Raw genomic sequence first — 18,093 nt, 5'->3', positions numbered from 1 at the left:
CCGCCGGTGTTCGACCTTTCCGACGTCACCTATCTGTCGTCGGAGGCGGGCAGAACGGACCTGGCTCGGGCCTCCGCGTACACGTTCTCGCCCAGCACCCTGGTGGCCGATACTGCTGCGTTGCGCGCCGAGTTCGGCGATCGCGCGGCGGTCCTGGCGCAGACGGTGCAGCTGCGCCGTAAGGCGACGGCAAAGCTGGGCGATGTAGGCCAATGGCTGTTCACCGATGATGCGCTGCAGCAGGCGACCCCGGCCGCGGTGGCCAGACACCGGGCGGCCCGGCTGGCGGGCTCGGTGGTTCACGACGTCACGTGTTCGGTCGGGGCCGAGCTTGCCGCCCTCGACGGTGTCGCGGCGACGGTCATCGGAAGTGACATCGATCCGGTGCGAACGGCGATGGCGCGCCACAACATCGGCGAACAGGTATTGATCTGCCGGGCCGATGCGCTGGCGCCGGCAAGTCGCGCACAGGTGGTGGTCGCCGACCCGGGTCGCCGCTCCGGCGGACGCCGACGGTTCGACCCGTCCGCCTACACGCCACCGCTGGACGCGGTGTTGCGGACCTATGCCGATCGCGATTTGGTGGTCAAATGTGCTCCGGGACTGGATTTCACCGATCTGCGCCAGCAGACCGGTTTCGACGGTGAGATCGAGGTGGTCTCGCTCGACGGTGGTGTGCGTGAGGCGTGTCTGTGGTCAGCCGGGTTGGCGCGTGCGCGCAGGCGTGCCACCGTGCTGGTGACGTCCGGGCAGGGGTACCAGCTGACCGACGCCGACCCCGACGACTGCGCGGTGGGCGAGGCGGGGGAGTGGATCATCGATCCCGATGGCGCGGTGGTGCGTGCCGGACTGGTGCGGCAGTACGCCGCGCGACATGGCTTGTGGCAGTTGGATTCCCGCATCGCATACCTGTCGGGGGATGCCGTGCCCGCCGGTACGCAGGGCTACCGGGTGCTCGATACACTGCCCTACAACGAGAAGCGGCTGCGGCAGGCGCTGGCCGCCCGTGATTGCGGCTCTCTAGAGATCACCGTCCGTGGGGTCGACGTGGACCCGGCAGTGCTGCGCACCCGGCTGAAGCTTCGGGGCAGTGTGGCCCTGTCGGCGGTCATCACCCGAATCGGCAGTGGCGCACAAGCCTTCGTTTGCGCGGCTAGGTCCCCGGGCGGAACCCGTACACCAAGCCCTCGCTCAGTGTGACGATCACGCGCTGATCCGGTCCGATCGAGATCCCCACCGGGAAGCCGTCGGCGTCCGGCAGCGGGTAACGGTTGATGGTGGCTCCGTCCGGGGTGTTGAACACCACCAGCGCCAGGCCTTTGTCCCCATCCTTGACGACGGCGTAGCCCACGTTTCCGGCGGCCTGGCTCGATGTCGACAGCGGAACAAGATCGTCGCGGCGCCAAGCGATTTCACCCTTGCTGCCCGAATCCTTGATGCCCACCAGGGTGGCCTTGTCGCCGGTTCCCGCGATGATCGTTCCGTCGGGTGCCACAGACGGTGGTGTGGTCGCGTTGAACCCCAGCGGCAACGACCATTTTTGGCTGCCGTCGAAGGTGTGCATCGCGTGCAGCGAGCCCTTGCGGTCGTTGATGTAGACCGTCTCGCCGTCGTGCGACATCACGGGGGAGCCGATCACACCCTCGTCGATGATCTTGTTGGCCCACTTGTGCTTCAGCGTGATGTTGCCGTCGGCGTCGTAGGTGATGCCCAGCAGCACCGGCACCGGCTTGCCCGGCTGCCACAGTGTGGTGACGATGGTGCCGGTCGCCGGGTCGTAGGCGGGAGAGGCCGCCACCGGGCATTTGGGCCGCGCCGCTTCGCAATCCTCCAGACCACGCCGTGGATCGGCCGGGTCGACCCCTTCGAGGAGATCCATGGGGGTTCCCACGACTTCGCCGCGCTGAGCGTTGAAGACCAGGATCTGACCGAGGTGCGTGACGACCAGAAGTCGGCCGGGCTCGACGATCTTGGGTGTGGTGGGCGCACCGATGACGGGCTTGCGCCACCGGATCCACTGGGTGGGCGGGAATGACACTATGGCCCCGGGCTGGCCCATGTAGAGGTTGTTGTAGCCGTCGGCAAGCGGTCCGGACCACGGACTGCCGGTGATCATCCGGGTGCACCAGCGCTGACGCGCGGCGCGGTTGTTCTCCCACTCCATGAGCGTGCAGCCGGAGGGGGTGTCGGCACTGACCGCGATGAAGTTGTCGATGCCGATCGCCGCGGCACTGCGTATCTGGCCCTTGGTGTTCCGGCTCCACTCCAGGGTCAGCTCGCGCGCCCCTTCAGTGGGCGTGTAGCTGCTGTTGTGCGCGTCAGCGTAGGTGGCAGACCAGCCGGGGGCGGCCTTGATGTTGATCCAGGAATCGTCGCCGGAGCATCCGGTGACGGTGAGGAGCGCCGCGAGAGCAGTGCTCGCGAGTACTCGTGCCCGGGAAAGCACGGTGGTGCACTCCTTCCTTCGGGGGCGGTCCGGCCCATCGCAGGGTAGCGTGCGCGCCCTGCCGCGTCCCGTAGGCTGTGCGGCCATGACGACGATGTGGGGAGCTCCCCTGCACAAGCGGTGGCGCGGGCAGCGTCTGCGGGACCCGGCACAGGCCAAATTCCTCACCAAGGCCTCATTGCGCTGGGTGATTGCCAACAAGGCATACACGCCCTGGTACCTGGTGCGGTACTGGCGGCTGCTCAAGTTCAAGCTCTCCAACCCGCACATCGTCACGCGCGGCATGCTGTTCCTCGGCAAGAATGTCGAGATCCACTGCACACCCGAGCTGGCCCGGATGGAGATCGGCCGATGGGTGCACATCGGTGACGGGAACTCGCTGCGCGCCCACGAGGGGTCGCTGCGGCTGGGCGACAAGGTCGTGTTCGGCAAGGACAACGTCGTCAACGCGTATATCGACATCGAGTTCGGTGACTCCGCCCTCATGGCCGACTGGTGCTATGTCTGCGATTTCGACCACCGGATGGAAGACATCACCTACCCGATCAAGGACCAGGGCATCATCAAGTCGCCGGTGCGCATCGGGCCCGACACCTGGATCGCCACCAAGGTGACGATCTTGCGGGACACGATCGTCGGCCGCGGCTGCGTGCTCGGCGCCCACGCAGTGGTCAAGGGCGTGATCCCGGACTACTCGATCGCCGTCGGGGCGCCTGCCAAGGTGGTCAAGAACCGGAAGGTGGCCTGGGACGCCTCGGCCGCGCAGCGTGCGCAGCTGGCCGAGGCACTGGCCGATATCGAACGCAAGAAGGCGGCCGCTAACTCTCCGGAGTGAGGGTGAACAGCGGGAACACCCGCGTGGTGCGCGTCGTGTACTCCGCGTACGGCGGGAAGGACGCCACAGCGCGTTCCCACCACGCCGCGCGTTTGGTGTCGTCCGTGATCTCTTCGGCACGGACGGTCTGCACGTTTTCCCCGTCGCGCAGTTCGATCACGGGGTTGGCCCGCAGGTTCGCGACCCAGGCCGGATTCTTCGGGGCGCCGCCGATCGAGCCGACCGCCAGGTACACGCCCTCGTGTTCCACGCGCATGAGCGGTGCCTTGCGGATCTGGCCCGACTTCGCCCCGATGGTGTAGAGCACCACCACGGGTATGCCATCGAAGGTGGTGCCGTCCACTCCGCCGCTGGATTCGTAGATCTCGATCTGCTCGTCGACCCATTGCGGGTTCTTGGCGATGTACTCGGACGTGAATTGGTTGGTCACGGACGCTGCAACGCCCGCCGTGGGCGCACTATTTCGGGCCTTCGCGCCGAGGCCGCGCGCCGGCCTTCACGCCCGCCTTCGCGCTGAGATGACATTCACGCGGGTGTTTACCCGGGTTTCTCCCGCGTAGATGTCATCTCGGCGTGAAGGTTGTCATCCCAGGTCGCGCAGCAGATCCTCGATGCGGTCGTAGCTGACCTGCATGCCGGCCTCCATGCCGGAGTTGATGTGACCGTCGCGGTGCTCCTTGCAGCTGTGCTGCACCAGCACGCGCATCGTGGTGACACCGTCGATCTGGTCCAGGGTGGTGGAGACCAGCGCCTCGCCGTCGGGAACACCCTCGAACACTTCGGTGCTCACCAGCCGGTGGGGCGCGTCGATCTCGCGGTACTCGCCGTGGAAGGCGACCTCCATGTCCGGCTCGGACTCGCACGGCTGGCTGACCACGTACCGCCAGCGACCGCCGACTCGAAGATCGATCTCGCAAACCTGCCACTGCGCGGTCTCGAATCCCCACCAGCGCTTGACCAGCTCGGGTTCGGTGAGCGTCCGAAAGATCAGCGCGGCGGGTGCGTCGAACGATCTGGTGATGAGGATCGTTGTATCCGAGGGTAATTCGACGGTGGCGCTGCCGTATCGATTGGTGTCGGCGCTCATGGTTGTTCCTCCTTGAGTTCGGTGAGCAGGGCATCGAGCCGGTCTAGACGCTCGTTCCAGGTGCGTTCGAACGCGCCCACCCAGTCGTGGATGGGGCGTAGGGCAGCACCGTTGACCCGGTAGAAGCGGTTTCGCCCATGTGAGCGCACCCGCACCAGGTCGACGGCACGGAGCACGCCGAGGTGTTTGGACACCTGGGGTTGGCCCATCTGAGTTCGGGACACCAGTTCGTTGACCGTGACCTCGCCGGTGCCGATGGCGCTGAGGAGGTCACGCCGGCTCGCCTCCGCGATCGCATTGAACGCATCTGCCGTCGTAGGGGTGCGAGCCATGAGGAGAACATATACCGATATAGATATATGTCAACCCTTGGAGCATCGGAATGCCACCTCGTTGCGGTACCCTGAGCGACGTTGGCTTCGTCAGTCGGGGCCAGTCGAATCAAAGTCGTAGCGGGGTAGTGGGAAGCTGAGTATGGACAGGCCGATCAAGACCCGCCGTATCAAGTTTCGCTACCAGCCAGGTTCGCTGGATCGCCATTTTGTGCAGGGTGACCTGGTCTCAAGTCACATGATGGCGATGCTGTCGGCTGTGTTCCCTGAGGGTGAGGAATTCTTCATCCGGTCGGTTCGGCGCTACTCGGACCAGATCACCGATCCCGAACTCAAGAAGCAGGTGGCCGGTTTCATCGGCCAAGAGATGACCCACGGGCGCGAACACCGGGAGCTCAACGAGCGCCTGCAGGAGATGGGATATCCCACCGCATTCGTGGAGCGGCTCGCTCGCCGGATCTTCAATTTCCAGACTCGGAACTACCCGCCGATCTACACGTTGGCGGTCACGGCAGCGCTGGAGCATTACACCGCGGTGCTCGCCGAGACCCTGCTGACCGATCAACGAGCCCTGGACATGTTGGGTGAGGGCGAGGTGCGGTCCATGCTGCTGTGGCACGCCTTCGAAGAGGCGGAGCACCGCTGTGTCACGTTCGACGTGTACCGGGCAGTCGGTGGTAGTGAGCGGCTGCGTATCTGGGTGATGCGCCGCACCACCATCGCGTTCATCTACACCACGTTCTTCGAGACAGTGATTTCACTGTTGCGCGACAAAGCTGCCTACAACCCGGTTCGATTGGTGAAAAGCATTGCCGCGCTGCGGCATTTGCCATTTCTGAGCCGCGAGGTGCGTCGCCGCATCGGCGAGTACAACCGGCCCGGATTCCATCCCAACGACTCCGACAACAGCGAACTCATCGAGAAGTGGCATGCCGAGCTGTTCGGTGAGAACGGGCAGCTGACCGGCCATCTGCACTAGGGGCGACGGTGGGGCAGGAAATCAAGACACGACGGATCAAGTTCCGCTATCCCGTCGGTTCACTGCGACGCCACTATGTGCAGGACGACCTCGCGATGAGTCACATGGTGTCGGTGCTCTCGGCGGCCTTCCCCGAGGGTGAAGCGTTCATGATCCGCTCGGTACGCGCCGTCGCCGACCAGATCGCCGATCCCGAACTCAAGAACCAGGTGGCCGGTTTCATCGGCCAGGAGTCCACGCACAGCCGCGAACACCGCGAGCTCAACGAACGCCTGCAGGAGATGGGGTATCCGACCGCGCTCATCGATCGAGCCACCCGTCGAGTATTGGAGGCGCGCACGCGCTATTCCTCGGCGAAGTACTGCCTTGCGATGACCGCGGCGCTGGAGCACTACACCGCGATCCTGGCCGAGACGCTGCTCTCCGATCAGCGGGCCCTGGACATGCTCGACGAGGGCGAGGTGCGTGCCCTGTTGTTGTGGCACGCCTTGGAGGAGTCCGAGCATCGTGCGGTGGCGTTCGATGTCTACCAGGCTGTCGGGGGAACCTATCGCATGCGGGTATTCGTCATGTGGTTCACCACATTTGGGTTCTCCACATTGGCCGTCTTGGCGTCCTTTATATCGCTGTTTCGGGACCGGGACTTCTACAACCCCAGGCTCTTCTTTCGCAGTGTCGCCCGGCTCTTCGGTTCCCCGTTCTTCTCGCGGGCGGTCTTTGGCCGGCTAGCTTCCTACAGCCGCAAGGATTTTCATCCCGACGAGGTCGACAACACCGAGCTCATCGCGAAGTGGAATGCGGTTCTGTTCGGCGAGCAGGGGCAGATCGCGGATCATGTGCACTGACCCTCAGCCGGTGAGGTAACGCGTGAGCATGCTCACCAACTCGTCCTCGAATGGCTGTAGGTCGATGGGTCGGGGGCCGGCCACCAGGCGGTGCACCAAGGACTCGATGGTGGCAACCACCATCCTTGCCGCCGTGGATGTTTCGATCACCCGGACCTCGGGGTGCGCGATCAGCAGCGCTTCGGCGGCGGCGACGACGGCATCCTCGGAGCGGTGCAGCATCGCCAGGAAATCGGGTGGGCGGGGTGCCTCTTCGAACAGCACCCGGTGCAGTCTTGGGTTGTCGCGATGGTTGTCGATCGCCGCTTTGACGAAGATCCGCAGGGTGTCTTCGATCGAATCGGGCAGTCCCATGCTGAGGCGCTGCTGGATGAGTGCGAACCCTTCTTCGGTGTGCGAGGTCATGAGCTCGACGAGGATGGAGTCCTTGTTGGGGAAGTACTGGTATAGCGACCCGATCGAGACATCGGCGCGTTCGGCGATCCGGTTGGTGGTCCCGGCGGCGTAGCCGAAGTCCGCGAAAACGTGAGCAGCCGCATCCAGGATGCGTCGGCGGGTGGCCTCCGCGCGGTCCTGTCGTGGCTGCTTACGCGGTTGTAGCCGGATGCTGGACATGGTGCCGGTGCCTTCCTCAAAAGCGAGTACCACTTAAGCGAGTAATTACTCATAATAGTGGTTGACCTGGCCATATGGAAGGGAACGCGGATGAAGACGGTCTATCTGGAAACCGAATTGCCCACCGACGCCGACCGGGTATGGGGAGCCGTGCAATACGCCGGGACCTTCCTGTACCTCTGCCGGGGGCTGTTCGGCATTCCCGCGTTGGTCGGGCGCACCGAGCCCATGCGGGTGGGCGAGCTCGGTACCGCATGGCTGTGGGGGCTGCATCTTATCCCGTTGTATCGGCACACCATTCACGTGGTCGAGATCGATGAGCAGAGCCGAACCGTGCGCACCAACGAGTGTGGCGGGGTCCTGCGTACCTGGAATCACACCCTGCACGTGGAGCCTGTCGCCGACGGTCGTAGCCGGTATAGCGACTCGATCGACATCGACGCGGGGGTGCTTACCGCCCTGGCCGCCAGGGGAGCGGCGGCGATATTTCGTTATCGACAGCGGCGTTGGCACAAGCTCGTAGCTAAGCAGCTGCTGCCGGAGGGTCCAGCATACATGCGCAGATAGCGTTGCGTCACTGTAGTTTTCAGTTACGCGGGTGCTGTGTCCCGCTGGTAGGCGTCGTGGAAATCCTACCGTGGGCGGCGACGGGGTGACCGTTGCGCTGTGCCCACTCGCGGATGGGCTCGCCTTCGGGTGACGCGGGCTCGCCTTCGGGTGACGACTCGTCTGAGGCTGCATCTCTCGGGCTCGCTCGATCCATACCGATAGTTCATTGCGAAGCCGATCGGCGTTCTCGGCCGACAGGTCGATGCGGTAGCTGACTCCATCGAGCCCGAACTCCACGGTTTCGTCCGCGCGCGCTATACCGTCGAAATCATCGATGAGAGTGACGGTTACAAGCTTCGCCATGTTCAAGAGCCTCTTCTTCGTTCACGCTCGGTGGCAGGCCCGAGCATGACGTCGGCCTGCCACCGAGCAGATCTGGTCTGGACTAGTGGCGTCTAGGCCAGGTCGTCCGAGTATTTGCGGGCATAGATCGCATAGACAACGGCGTCCTCGGCCTCTTCGATCGCCGAGAGTGCGACATCGATCGCGTACGAGGCGTCGGACTCGGCGAGGTCGGCTTCCTGGGCGGCGAGCTTGGCGTCGAGCTTGGCTTCTTTGGCGCTGAAGTCGCTCTTGACCTTTGACACATGGCTGTTCCAGCTGTCCTTCAGGTCCGACCACGCTGAACTGGCTTTGTCCTGTGCCGCGTCCACCTTGGCGTCGATGTTTTCCTGGTGGGCCTTGGCCTTGGCCTTGGCGGCATCGACGTCCTTCTGAAGATCGGTCTTGGCCTTGTCCTGTGCGGCCTCCAGGTGTTCCTGCCCCTGCTTGGCGCGGTCGACGAGGCCGTTGAAGCGGTTCTTCAATGTCATGTTTCTTCCTTGGTTGGTAGCGGATTTGGTGAAGTGTTGGAGAGTTAGACCCAGACTGGATCGGAAGAGCCCTGCGGGCCGACCACGGGGTAGCCGCCGAGACCTTCCCAGTGGCCGGGCGTTTTCGAGTATGTGATGCCCGGTTCGAGACGTACGTGGCGCCCGAACGCCGAGCTCAACTCCAGTCCTTCGGGCAGAATCGGCTGGTGCTCAGGCTTTTTGAGTGACTCGGCAACATATTCTGGGTTGAACACGCCCAGCTCGGAGTACCACATGGAAAACCGTGACAGCGATGTTCGTACGTGGTAGCTACCACCGTGCTTGGCCCGAAGTATCAGTGCCGCAAGAACTCCCGCACTGGTTAGGTATCCGGCCAGGTAGTCGTTGAGGATCACGGTCGGCGGCAGCAGCGGCTTCTCGGGTGAGCCTTCCAGTGTCGTGTAACCAGTGACGCAGTTGGCGTCCATGTCGAAACCACCGCGATCGATCCACGGGCCCTCCCAGCCGAAGCCTCGGACAGAGGTGTAGATGATGCCGGGCCTGGCTTCTGCGACCGACTCCGGCGTGAACCCGAAGTTCGCGATCTTGCGGCCGCGGTAGTTCTCGATGAAGACGTCGGCGCCCTTGATCAACTGCATGGCCTGATCCCGGTACTTCTGTTGGTTTAGGTCCGACCAGGTAGACCGTGCGCCCAGATGGCAATCCTCGACCAAAGCCTCGTATTCCACTGAGGGGTTGGATAAGTCGAGAACTTGGGCACCCTGCTCGGCAAGCACGCGCCCGACTACCGGACCAGCGATGACGTGCGTCATAGCGGCGGCCTTGATGCCCGACAACGGGCGGCTGGGGTTGGTCAGCGCGGGCAACTCGGGATCGGAGTCACCGATTTTGACGATTTCGATCATGGGAGTCTGGGCGAGGTACTGCCCTTGTGGATGTGCGTACCACTCCTCGGGAGTGCGACACATCGCGCCGATCATGCCTTGGGCACCGGCTGCATCCTCGAGATCCTGAGCGTTCCATCGACCGATCGCCTGGCCCACCGACTTCGCGTCGAATCCGGATTTCAGGAGGCCCAGCCACTGCAGGAGCGCCTTAGGGTAGACCGCGGTTGGCAGATACCACCGACCGTCCTTGGTCGGATAGATGCTGAAGCCGAACGGATTCGCCGTCGCGGCAGCCGGGAGCATCGCATACCCGCCGACCGTCGGCGTGAAGTTGTAGGTGGGGTTGATATGTGCCACCGCGCGACGCAAGTCGACCGCGAGATCCTGCTCCGGGCCGCCGCGCAGGCGATAGAGGATCTGGGTCGCCACTGCCGGCGCCATCATCCCCATGGCCATGATCGCGCCCAACCTATGGTTGCTAGGCAGGATCGGATCTTGACCGGTGAAGAGTACTTCTCCGCCAGTGTCGGCGATGTCCAGCTGCAGGTGTCCGAGCAGCTTGGTGAAATCCGCCAAGATATCCGGTGCCGAGGTCAGATCGCGAAGGATGGGTACAGAGGTCATTACTTACACACGCTCCTCATAGTTGTCGAAAGTCCGTATCGATAGATCGAATGGTTGAGTGCGCTAGTTTTCGAAACGGCTTTCGATGAAGTCCCTGAGCTGGCCGGTACGGCGCTTGAGTTGAAAGGCATCGATTACCTGTGCGATGCCGATCGCGATTAGCCAGATCCCGGAGACCAGGGCGAGCGTGGCGATGGAGTCGGCGGGATAGACGATCAGCACGATGCCGCCGAGAGCGAGCACCACGCCGAGGAGCACGGACCAGCCACTGCCCGGAGCCCGCGTCGCGAATCCGGCGACCACACGACCGATACCGGTGATGATCCAGCCAGCTCCGATCCAAACTGCCAGCAGAAGGACAGATTCCAGTTGATCTCGCAGGCAGATCACGCCGAGGACGATCGACAGGATGCCGGTGATGACGCTGATAAATCGCGTCCAGCCACGCAGGTGCGGCGCGAACGCGAGAACGATCTCTACGAGGCCGCTGAGCAGCAGGTAGATCCCAAAAAAGACACCCAGGACGAGGAGAGTTTGCCCTGGCCACGCCAGGACGATGGCGCCGGTGGCAATTGCGACAATTCCAAGCCCTAGGACGTAGAGCCAGGCGTTCTTTGCGAAGCGCTTGATCGGCGAATCTTCTGGCTCTACCGCGGTACCGGTATCGGTCATTATTTACCCCTTCTCGTATGTCCTGAACTCAAATACCCCGGGAATTGGGGGAGGCTGGTTCTCTATCAGCGTGGAACTGGCACGACAGCACTGCGATTGAAAAGCGACTATCCGGTGAACAGCAGATGGATGGAGAGCGTGGCCAGTACCCCCCTATGTGGTCCTGCTAACCCAACAAGTTCGTGTAGCTAACCGTCTCGGGTGCTGAAACTATCATGGGCGGTCGCCACTTTCTTGTGCACAATATTCCCAATTCAGCAACACTGTATTTCCGAAACTGAAAGAGTTGAACGCGGTGGACTGCGGCCGGCATGGCTAACCTCGCATATCATTATCTGGTGAACCATGGTCGCCCAGATATCCACGACCTACGGTGCTTTGTAGCGGTCGCCGAGAGATTAAGCTTCACCCAGGCTGCGAAGGCACTCTGTGTTTCCTTGCCTCCATTGAGCAGAAGAATTCGCGACATGGAAAACGCTTTGAAGGTGCGCTTGTTTATTCGCGATACTCGTCGCGTCGAGCTCACCGGAGATGGCGTGCGGCTGGTTCCCATCGCGCGGCACATTCTTTCGCTCTTCGATGAATTGCCCAGGATTGCCGCCGAACGCCCGATGGGGAATTTCGCGCGTTCGGTTCTCTATGGCGTTCCTCCGCTACTTCACCCCGACGTTCGCAAGAGGTTAATTGACCTAGAGGTTCGTGCCGCCGGCACCGCACTCACCTCAATGCACCTGTTGAGCAGCGAGATCATCACCGGAGTTCGGCGTGGAGAGCTGGCCTTCGGGTTGATCAGGCCACCCCTGGGCGCGCCCGGCCTCCTCGGTGAGGCGATCCATGAAGAAGAAATGGGCGCGGTGCTTTGCAAGGCAAGATTTGGAATCGATCGGCCGATTTCCGTAGGGGAGCTTTCTCGGATGTCCTACGTAAGGCCGGAGGGTGACTTGGCTGCGGAGTTCGGTCGCCAGACTGAGCTGCAACTGGATGTCGCGGGAGTACTGGAGCCCGTACGGGCCAGCTTTGACACCGCCTCGCACTCCACCAACGATGAGGGCGCTTTCACAATTGTGCCATTGTCTGCTTTCAACAGTATCGATGCCTACAGACCGTTCAATAAGGTGTGCCGGTCGATTGTCGGCATGGATGCCACGCTTGTCACTATTCTAGTGTAGCGCAGCGATCTGCCGGATAGCGATCCGGATTTGTATGACATCGTTTTGGCAGCACGCTCGGCACTGGCTCCAGTTTCTGCATAGTGCAGTTAATTGGAAAACCAAGCCTTGCTTTACGAGGTGGTTTGTCTGCTGATTAAGATTGCAGACTTATAGGTGCGGGGCGGTGGTGGTGTGCCGACAGGTTCTCCAAGTCGGTCCGACAACTGGCGAGCGGATGCTGCTCCGCGTCTCGATTGACGAACCTATAGTCACACCGTGGAGTCCAGCACAGTCATACCGCGCAGTCAAGATAATTTGGGTATTACTGTTACCAAATCGGACACAAAGAAGCACGGTCGGCGACATACCGTCGACGACCTGCTGGATGCTGCGCTGCCCACGGTCGCCGAGCTGGGGTTCCGGGCGGTGACGATGAGCCAGATTGCCAAAGGTTCGGGTACTACCAAGCAGACGCTGTACGCCCATTTTGGCACCAAGGACGCATTGTTGGCTCAGCTGTTCGACCGTGAGTACCGACGAGTCTGGGCGGCGGTGGAGGCTGCGGTGGAGGGCACGCCGTACACCCCAGATGATGCCACCGCATTCATTCGCAAGCGGATCGTTCCCATTTACGAATATGTTGCCGAGCATCCGCACATCCTGCGATTGCTCTTGGATCCCAACAGGCCCAACAGTGATCAGGGCGGGCAGTCGATCGTCAAAGAGACGATCCGTATCGGGCTTCTCGAGATGGCATCGAAGACACCTGCGCTGGATGAGAAGGCGGGGATTGTCGCGATGACGAGTGTCTCGATGGTGGCCGCCGCGGTATCGGCCAACATGAAGGCGGTGCTGGATACCGGGGCAGACTCGGCCATGGCGGCCGAGCTGACCTCGGTATTCGTCGGAGCGGGCGTCGGCGCGGCGCACGCGCTCATCAGCAGTTGGGGAAAGTAGGTCCCGGCCAGGCCCACGTTGTGGCCGGTGCGGCCGGTCTACTCGGGAAACCGAACGCCGGTCAGCTCTTCAGATGCGTCCCATAGGCGCCGAGCGTCGGCCTCGTTCTTGGCGCGCTTGGGGACGCGGGCCAGTGCCGCTGTATCTCCGGTCAGTTCGAGAAAACCGCTTGGGCCGTAGTAGGTTCCGCCCTGTGCGCCGGTGCTGGTTGCCGCGAACAGGGCTGGCAGGATGCCTTGGTCGACGTTCTGCCACATCCAGTTGAACCCCATGCTGAGTCGCATTGCGTGATAGGCAAATGTCGATTCCCCGTTGTGCGTCGGACCGGTTATCTGCAGATTGGTCCGGGTGGCACCGGGATGTGCTGCGTTACTGAGGATTCCCCAGCGGCCCTCACTGCTGCGTCTGTCCAGTTCGCGGGCGAACATCAGATTGGCGAGTTTGGATGTGCCGTAGGCGCGATTGGTGTTGTATCGATGTTCGCTCTGCAGGTCATCGAAGTCGAGGCGTCCAAATTGATTGGTGCCACTGCTCATGGTTACCACTCGTGAAGTGCCCGCAGAGCGTAAGAGCGGCAAGAGGTGTCCGGTGAGTGCGAAATGTCCGAGATGATTGCTGCCGAACTGCAATTCGAATCCGTCGTCGGTGACGTCGCGGCTTGGGGGCGTCATGATGCCGGCGTTGTTGATCAAGATGTCGACGGGTCGCGCTTCGTCATTGAGCTGATCGCCCAGCGCGGCGATGCTCGCCAGCGAGGATAGGTCGAGGTGGCGCATACTCACTGTTGCCGAAGGATTTTCGTCCTTGATCTCGGCGATGGCGCGCTGTCCTTTTTCTGGGTTGCGGACGGCCAGGATGACCTCGGCTCCTGCTTGGGCAAGTGCCTTGGTGAGGCCCAACCCCAGGCCGCTGTTGGCTCCAGTGACGACGGCGAGTTTTCCGGTGAGGTCGGGAACGATGACATTCCCTTGCGGTGTGCGTGGCATGTGATTCTCCTTGAGTAGTGGTCCCGAGGGCCTGCGGCCAACATAACGGACCACTGGGCTTTAAAACAAGAGCCCGTCGGTCTGTTATCGTTGTGAGGTGTCTAACAGTGACTGCGGGTTCAAGCGCGCACGCAGGCCGGAGCAGGTCGAGGAGCGTAAGCGCGCGATTCTCGAAGTGGCGGCACAGATGCTCGCCGAGGCGCCGGTGGTCGACATCAGCCTGCGTGAGTTGAGCACGCGAGTCGGGCTGTCCAAGTCGAACGTGTTGCGCTACTTCGAGACGCGTGAGGCGATCTTCCTGGAGATCCTGGAACGCGAACAGGAAGCAATGCTCGGCGAGGTCGCCGAACAATTCGAACAGCTGAAGGCGGCCGGGGTCGTTGATGTAACGCGGGTAGCCGACGTGGTGGCGACCTCGCTCATCGCACGACCGCTGCTGTGCGAATTGATGAGCGCGATGGCCTCAGTCCTCGAGCGCAATATCTCGGTGGAGTTCGCCCGGGGATTCAAGCGTCGCGCGTCGGAGAAGGCCGAACGGCTTGCCGAACTGGTCCGCGACGTGCTGCCGGAGCTGTCGGTACACGACGCGGCGCATTTCGCCGGCGTCGTCCACATCCTGGTGGCCGGCATGTGGCCTTACGCGCACCCCACGGACGCCGTCTGCACCGTGATGGGGGAGCTGGGACTACAGGCCCCAGCGGACCTGTTCGCGAGTTATCTGAAAGAGGGGCTCACTGTTCAGCTGCTGGGTCTGCACGCGCGCTCAGAGCAGGCCGTGCGCCCGAAGGTCTGACAGATATTTCCCAATCAGGGCCCGGTCGATCTGCGGTATGTCGTTGTGATCGCCGATCTCGTGATCCTGCACGGCTTTCCGGAAGACGTCGGTGGGTATCGCGGCTCCGCGGCGCGGATGTCCGGGCGCCCGGTAGGCGTCGAGGAGCGCAAGCACAGAGGCACGCCGCTGCTCGTCGGGCAAGCCGCGCAGCGCCGTCTCGAATCGTGAGAGCCATTCCTCATAGCCATCGATGATGTCGATCGCGTGGCCATCGTCGATGAGCCAGTCCACGAAGGTATCTACCGAGATGCCGTCATCGTGCGGGTTCATCACGTTGTACGACCGGAACCCCTCGGCAGTGGCCAGGCCCAGCGTGGTGATGGCCTCGGCGACGAAATCGACAGGGAGCCCTTCATAGTGGGCGCGCGGCCGGGAGCCGTTGCCGTCGCCCTGATAAAAGCTTCGTGGCGCGATCCCGGTGAGGACCAGGCTCAGCAGCATGCGGGTGAAGGCGTCGGTGACGTTGAGCTGGCCGCTGTAGCGCCGGTGGGTCAGGATCATGTCGGAGCGGAAGACGCTGGTAGGCAGACCGCACAGGTCATGTGCCTCCCGCAGCAGCACCTCGCCGGCCCACTTGCTGTTGGCGTATCCGTTGGCGTACCCGTCGTCGACAGTGCGCACGGCGCTCACCGCCCGAATATCGCCGTCCTCCTCGAAATCGGGCACGGTCATGGCGACAGCCATCGTCGACAGATAGGTCACCGGCTTCAACCGTGTGGTCAGCGCCAGGCGGATAACCTCGGCTGTGCCAAAGACATTGGGTCCGAACAGCTGGTTGTAGGGCAGCACGTGATTCACAAGTGCGGCCGGATGGACGATCTTGTCGACATCGTGAGTCAGCTGCTCCCACGTCGCGTCGTCAACGCCGAATCGTGGCTGCGCGATGTCGGCGGCGATCACCCGCAGATGCCGGCGCGCCAAGTTGCGGAACTCATCGAGTAGCGCCTGATCGGTTTCTCCGTATGCCGCCTCAAGGCGGGCCCGTGCGTCATCGTCGTCGTCCCCGCGAACCAGACATATCAGCCGTCCGTCGGTCGGCGCCAGCCGTTGCAGCCACTCCAAGCAGAGGAATCTTCCGAGGTAGCCGTTGGCGCCGGTGAGCAGGACCGTGTTGACCGCACCTGTGGGAATGTCCAGTTCCGAAGCGTTGCGGAGTGTTTCGGCGTCGATGAACTTATCCAGGGTGAGTTCTTCCGCGCTGATGTTGGGCGCGTCCGGTCCATGCACACTGGCCGCGGTGGCGGTGCTGCTCTCGCGTTCGTGCTCGATGTAGGCGGCGAGTTTTCGCAGATCTGCTGCGGGACCGGTGATCACACCGACGGGAACCTCCACATCGAACAGATCCCTAAGCAGATTGGAAAAGGTCAACGCGGACAGTGAGTCTCCACCGAGATCGATGAAGTGATGTTGCGGGCGGACCGCGTCAGCGGCCATGCCGAGAAGTGCCTGGGCGGCCTCGGTCACGGTTTCGATCACCGGGCGCAGCTGTGCCGTATCGCGAAGCTGTCGCAGCTCCTGTACGCGAGCCTCGGCAAGATCAACGTAGAGCTGTTCCAGCCGATCGCCGTAGTACTCGATCATTTTGGGACGTATCGGCTTACCGACGGCGGCAAGCATCCCGCTTTCGATGGTGAACGGCGTGGTCTCGATAATGTAGTCGGCCGGAAGTTCATACGAGTGCAAGTGGTTGGCACGTGCGGTCCGCTGCAGCGACTCCCGGATCGTGTTCTTCAATTCGATCGGGTCGGGATGAGCGCGCAACGCCTCCTCGGTGGGTACCACGACGGCGAGAAGATAGGCGCGTTCACTGTTGCCGTAGACGAAGATCTGGCGCACCGGTGGAGCGCCGACGTACACCGTCTCCAGGTTCGCGACCGCGACGAACTCGCCCTGGGCGAGCTTGATGACGTTGTTGCGCCTGTCCACGTACACGAGTTCGTCGGGTGCGATCTCCGCCATGACGTCCCCGGTTCGGTAGTAGCCGTCGGCGTCGAACACCTCGGCGGTGACGTCGGGGCGCTTGTAATACCCGGGCGTCGCGGTGGCGCTCTTGATCAGCAATTCGCCACGCGGATGGGGTTTGTCGGTGGTGTAGTAGCCCAGCTCGGGGACGTCGACGAGCTTGTAGTCGAGCACCGGTGGGCGGGAGATCTTGCCGTCCCGGAAGACGCCGCCCACCTCGGTCAAGCCGTAGAGGTCGAGCAGGTGAAAGTTCAGTGAGGATTCCAGAAAGGTCTTCATCTCGGGCGACAGTGGCGCCGTGGCGAGCATGCCGGCGATGACCCGCCCGCCCAGGACGTCTTCGCGCAGTTCGGTTTTGGCCAAACGGTCGGCTGTGTCGGCGTCAGCTCCCTCGGCCACGAGCGCGTCCACCCGGGTCTGGTAGTGCTGGAAAAGCATGTCGACCACCCTGGGGACCACGCCCATGTGGGTGGGGCGGGCCAATTGCCAGTCCTCGAAGAGCGTGGACAGATCGCTTTCCGGAACGAAATAGCAGGTGCCGCCGGGGATGAAGGCGGTCAGTAGTCCCACGCGGCCGGCGAGGTGGTTGAGCGGCAGGAAGTTGACGTTGATGATCGGGGTGTCCCGGTTGGGTGCCGCGCCAGAGGACCAGAAGCGGGTCACCGTCCACTCCGTGAACATGGCGCCTTTGGGAGCGCCCGTGCTACCGGAGGTGTACATGATCAGGGCGGTGCGTTGATCGTCTCCGTCGGTGTACAGCACCGGCTCGGGCAGCTCTCGCCCCTTCGCGATCACCTGAGCAAGTGGCTCGATGACCACTTCCATGCCGGCCGCGTCCAAGCGGGCTCTTGCGGCGGCCAGTTTTTCGCGATGATCATCGGTGTCGGGTCGGTAGTCGAAGACCACCACGCGCCGCAGATTCGACAGCCCCATCGCCGCCTCCACCGCGAGGTCGAGACAGTCGGCGCTTGCGGCGATCAACCGCGGGTCGGTCTCTTCCAGCATCGCCCGCAGTTGAGTTGCCGATGCGTTGTGCTGCAACGGAATCGATACTGAGCCGTTCATCAGGGTGGCCAGGTCGAGGGTGACGTAGTCGGGGCTGGAGAAGCCGATGGTCGCGACGAAGTCACCGGCACCGATGGCATCGGTGCCGTGCTGCCACTCGGCGAGAATGGCCGAAATATTCTCGAGTAGCCGCCCATAGGTGATGGTTTCGAAGGCGGGAAGCAAGCGGTCGACCGCACGGCCGGAGGCAGGATCGATGACGGTCTCACGGGACCGGAATCCCATCACCGGCCGGTCTGCGTATCCGGTCAACAAGGCATGCAGCACCTGGGATAGCCGCAGGCCGGGAACCAGCAGCGAGTCCATTACCTCCGGGTCGGGTAGGGCCTGCCGGAACTGGGGGTCGGACTCGAACAGTTCGGCGGCACGAGCCGCCGCACCAGCCGTCATCTGC

18 protein-coding genes and 1 pseudogene are annotated in these 18,093 nt (G+C 62.8%); 8 read left to right on the top strand and 11 right to left on the bottom strand.

The genetic code is table 11. The features are described from left to right. Positions 1 to 6 precede the first annotated feature (6 nt). Complete coding sequence (locus MYCSP_RS15735) at positions 7 to 1,200, top strand: THUMP-like domain-containing protein (RefSeq protein ID WP_088414256.1); 1,194 nt, start codon at positions 7 to 9, stop codon at positions 1,198 to 1,200. Here the strand turns inward: MYCSP_RS15735 and MYCSP_RS15730 are convergent. Further along, a complete protein-coding gene (locus tag MYCSP_RS15730; protein WP_088414254.1) occupies positions 1,154 to 2,446 on the bottom strand; it encodes an outer membrane protein assembly factor BamB family protein in 1,293 nt (430 codons plus the stop codon). The two genes, MYCSP_RS15735 and MYCSP_RS15730, sit on opposite strands and share 47 nt — an antisense overlap. An 85-nt stretch (positions 2,447 to 2,531) precedes the next feature. On the opposite strand from MYCSP_RS15730, the gene MYCSP_RS15725 reads away from it, so the two are divergent. Beyond that, complete coding sequence (locus MYCSP_RS15725; protein ID WP_070909825.1) at positions 2,532 to 3,281, top strand: acyltransferase; 750 nt, start codon at positions 2,532 to 2,534, stop codon at positions 3,279 to 3,281. On the opposite strand, the gene MYCSP_RS15720 is transcribed toward MYCSP_RS15725, so the two are convergent. The 3 genes from MYCSP_RS15720 to MYCSP_RS15710 form a co-directional block, all read right to left on the bottom strand. Further along, positions 3,265 to 3,711, bottom strand: coding sequence for a nitroreductase family deazaflavin-dependent oxidoreductase (locus MYCSP_RS15720; RefSeq protein ID WP_088414252.1), 447 nt, complete (start codon positions 3,709 to 3,711; stop codon positions 3,265 to 3,267). The two genes, MYCSP_RS15725 and MYCSP_RS15720, sit on opposite strands and share 17 nt — an antisense overlap. A 153-nt stretch (positions 3,712 to 3,864) precedes the next feature. Then, positions 3,865 to 4,368, bottom strand: coding sequence for an SRPBCC family protein (locus tag MYCSP_RS15715; RefSeq protein ID WP_083015521.1), 504 nt, complete (start codon positions 4,366 to 4,368; stop codon positions 3,865 to 3,867). Beyond that, positions 4,365 to 4,700, bottom strand: coding sequence for an ArsR/SmtB family transcription factor (locus MYCSP_RS15710; RefSeq protein ID WP_070909828.1), 336 nt, complete (start codon positions 4,698 to 4,700; stop codon positions 4,365 to 4,367). Before MYCSP_RS15710 ends, MYCSP_RS15715 begins: the two co-directional genes overlap by 4 nt. A gap of 142 nt (positions 4,701 to 4,842) precedes the next feature. Between MYCSP_RS15710 and MYCSP_RS15705 the strand changes: the two genes are divergently transcribed. Further along, complete coding sequence (locus tag MYCSP_RS15705; RefSeq protein ID WP_030097129.1) at positions 4,843 to 5,679, top strand: metal-dependent hydrolase; 837 nt, start codon at positions 4,843 to 4,845, stop codon at positions 5,677 to 5,679. Positions 5,680 to 5,687: 8 nt separating this feature from the next. Continuing rightward, positions 5,688 to 6,524 (top strand): metal-dependent hydrolase, encoded by an 837-nt coding sequence (locus MYCSP_RS15700; RefSeq protein WP_088414250.1) that lies wholly within the window; start codon positions 5,688 to 5,690, stop codon positions 6,522 to 6,524. 3 nt (positions 6,525 to 6,527) lie between these two features. On the opposite strand, the gene MYCSP_RS15695 is transcribed toward MYCSP_RS15700, so the two are convergent. After that, complete coding sequence (locus tag MYCSP_RS15695; protein ID WP_070910092.1) at positions 6,528 to 7,139, bottom strand: TetR/AcrR family transcriptional regulator; 612 nt, start codon at positions 7,137 to 7,139, stop codon at positions 6,528 to 6,530. A 90-nt stretch (positions 7,140 to 7,229) separates the two neighbouring features. Between MYCSP_RS15695 and MYCSP_RS23645 the strand changes: the two genes are divergently transcribed. Further along, positions 7,230 to 7,706: a hypothetical protein gene (locus MYCSP_RS23645; protein ID WP_083015514.1), complete on the top strand. Its 477-nt coding sequence runs from the start codon at positions 7,230 to 7,232 to the stop codon at positions 7,704 to 7,706. Positions 7,707 to 7,725: 19 nt separating this feature from the next. Here MYCSP_RS23645 and MYCSP_RS23640 read toward each other — a convergent pair. The 4 genes and pseudogenes from MYCSP_RS23640 to MYCSP_RS15670 form a co-directional block, all read right to left on the bottom strand. Then, positions 7,726 to 8,051, bottom strand: a pseudogene (locus MYCSP_RS23640) (histone-like nucleoid-structuring protein Lsr2). 92 nt (positions 8,052 to 8,143) lie between these two features. Next, positions 8,144 to 8,560, bottom strand: coding sequence for a hypothetical protein (locus MYCSP_RS15680; protein WP_070909832.1), 417 nt, complete (start codon positions 8,558 to 8,560; stop codon positions 8,144 to 8,146). Between the two features lie 44 nt (positions 8,561 to 8,604). Next, the gene (locus MYCSP_RS15675) at positions 8,605 to 10,071 is read right to left on the bottom strand and encodes a CoA transferase (RefSeq protein WP_083015510.1); all 1,467 of its coding nucleotides are present in this window, start codon (positions 10,069 to 10,071) and stop codon (positions 8,605 to 8,607) included. A 63-nt stretch (positions 10,072 to 10,134) separates the two neighbouring features. Continuing rightward, complete coding sequence (locus MYCSP_RS15670; RefSeq protein ID WP_083015507.1) at positions 10,135 to 10,743, bottom strand: HdeD family acid-resistance protein; 609 nt, start codon at positions 10,741 to 10,743, stop codon at positions 10,135 to 10,137. Positions 10,744 to 11,054: 311 nt separating this feature from the next. On the opposite strand from MYCSP_RS15670, the gene MYCSP_RS15665 reads away from it, so the two are divergent. Both MYCSP_RS15665 and MYCSP_RS15660 read left to right on the top strand, forming a co-directional pair. After that, positions 11,055 to 11,912, top strand: coding sequence for a LysR family transcriptional regulator (locus MYCSP_RS15665; RefSeq protein ID WP_088414249.1), 858 nt, complete (start codon positions 11,055 to 11,057; stop codon positions 11,910 to 11,912). Positions 11,913 to 12,170: 258 nt separating this feature from the next. Beyond that, positions 12,171 to 12,851, top strand: a complete 681-nt coding sequence (locus MYCSP_RS15660; protein WP_088414247.1) for a TetR/AcrR family transcriptional regulator — start codon at positions 12,171 to 12,173, stop codon at positions 12,849 to 12,851. A gap of 38 nt (positions 12,852 to 12,889) precedes the next feature. Here MYCSP_RS15660 and MYCSP_RS15655 read toward each other — a convergent pair whose 3' ends face one another. After that, positions 12,890 to 13,837: an SDR family oxidoreductase gene (locus MYCSP_RS15655; RefSeq protein WP_088414245.1), complete on the bottom strand. Its 948-nt coding sequence runs from the start codon at positions 13,835 to 13,837 to the stop codon at positions 12,890 to 12,892. Positions 13,838 to 13,934: 97 nt separating this feature from the next. Here MYCSP_RS15655 and MYCSP_RS15650 point away from each other — a divergent pair, with 97 nt between their 5' ends. Continuing rightward, a complete protein-coding gene (locus tag MYCSP_RS15650; protein WP_070909838.1) occupies positions 13,935 to 14,630 on the top strand; it encodes a TetR/AcrR family transcriptional regulator in 696 nt (231 codons plus the stop codon). Here MYCSP_RS15650 and car read toward each other — a convergent pair. Then, on the bottom strand, positions 14,601 to 18,089 hold the full coding sequence (gene car, locus MYCSP_RS15645) for a carboxylic acid reductase (RefSeq protein ID WP_088414243.1): 3,489 nt from the start codon (positions 18,087 to 18,089) through the stop codon (positions 14,601 to 14,603). The two genes, MYCSP_RS15650 and car, sit on opposite strands and share 30 nt — an antisense overlap. Positions 18,090 to 18,093: the final 4 nt, after the last annotated feature.

The sequence above is a fragment of the Mycobacteroides saopaulense genome (assembly GCF_001456355.1).
GTDB classification, from domain to species: domain Bacteria; phylum Actinomycetota; class Actinomycetes; order Mycobacteriales; family Mycobacteriaceae; genus Mycobacterium; species Mycobacterium saopaulense.
This window is presented reverse-complemented; position numbering and strand designations above follow the sequence as displayed.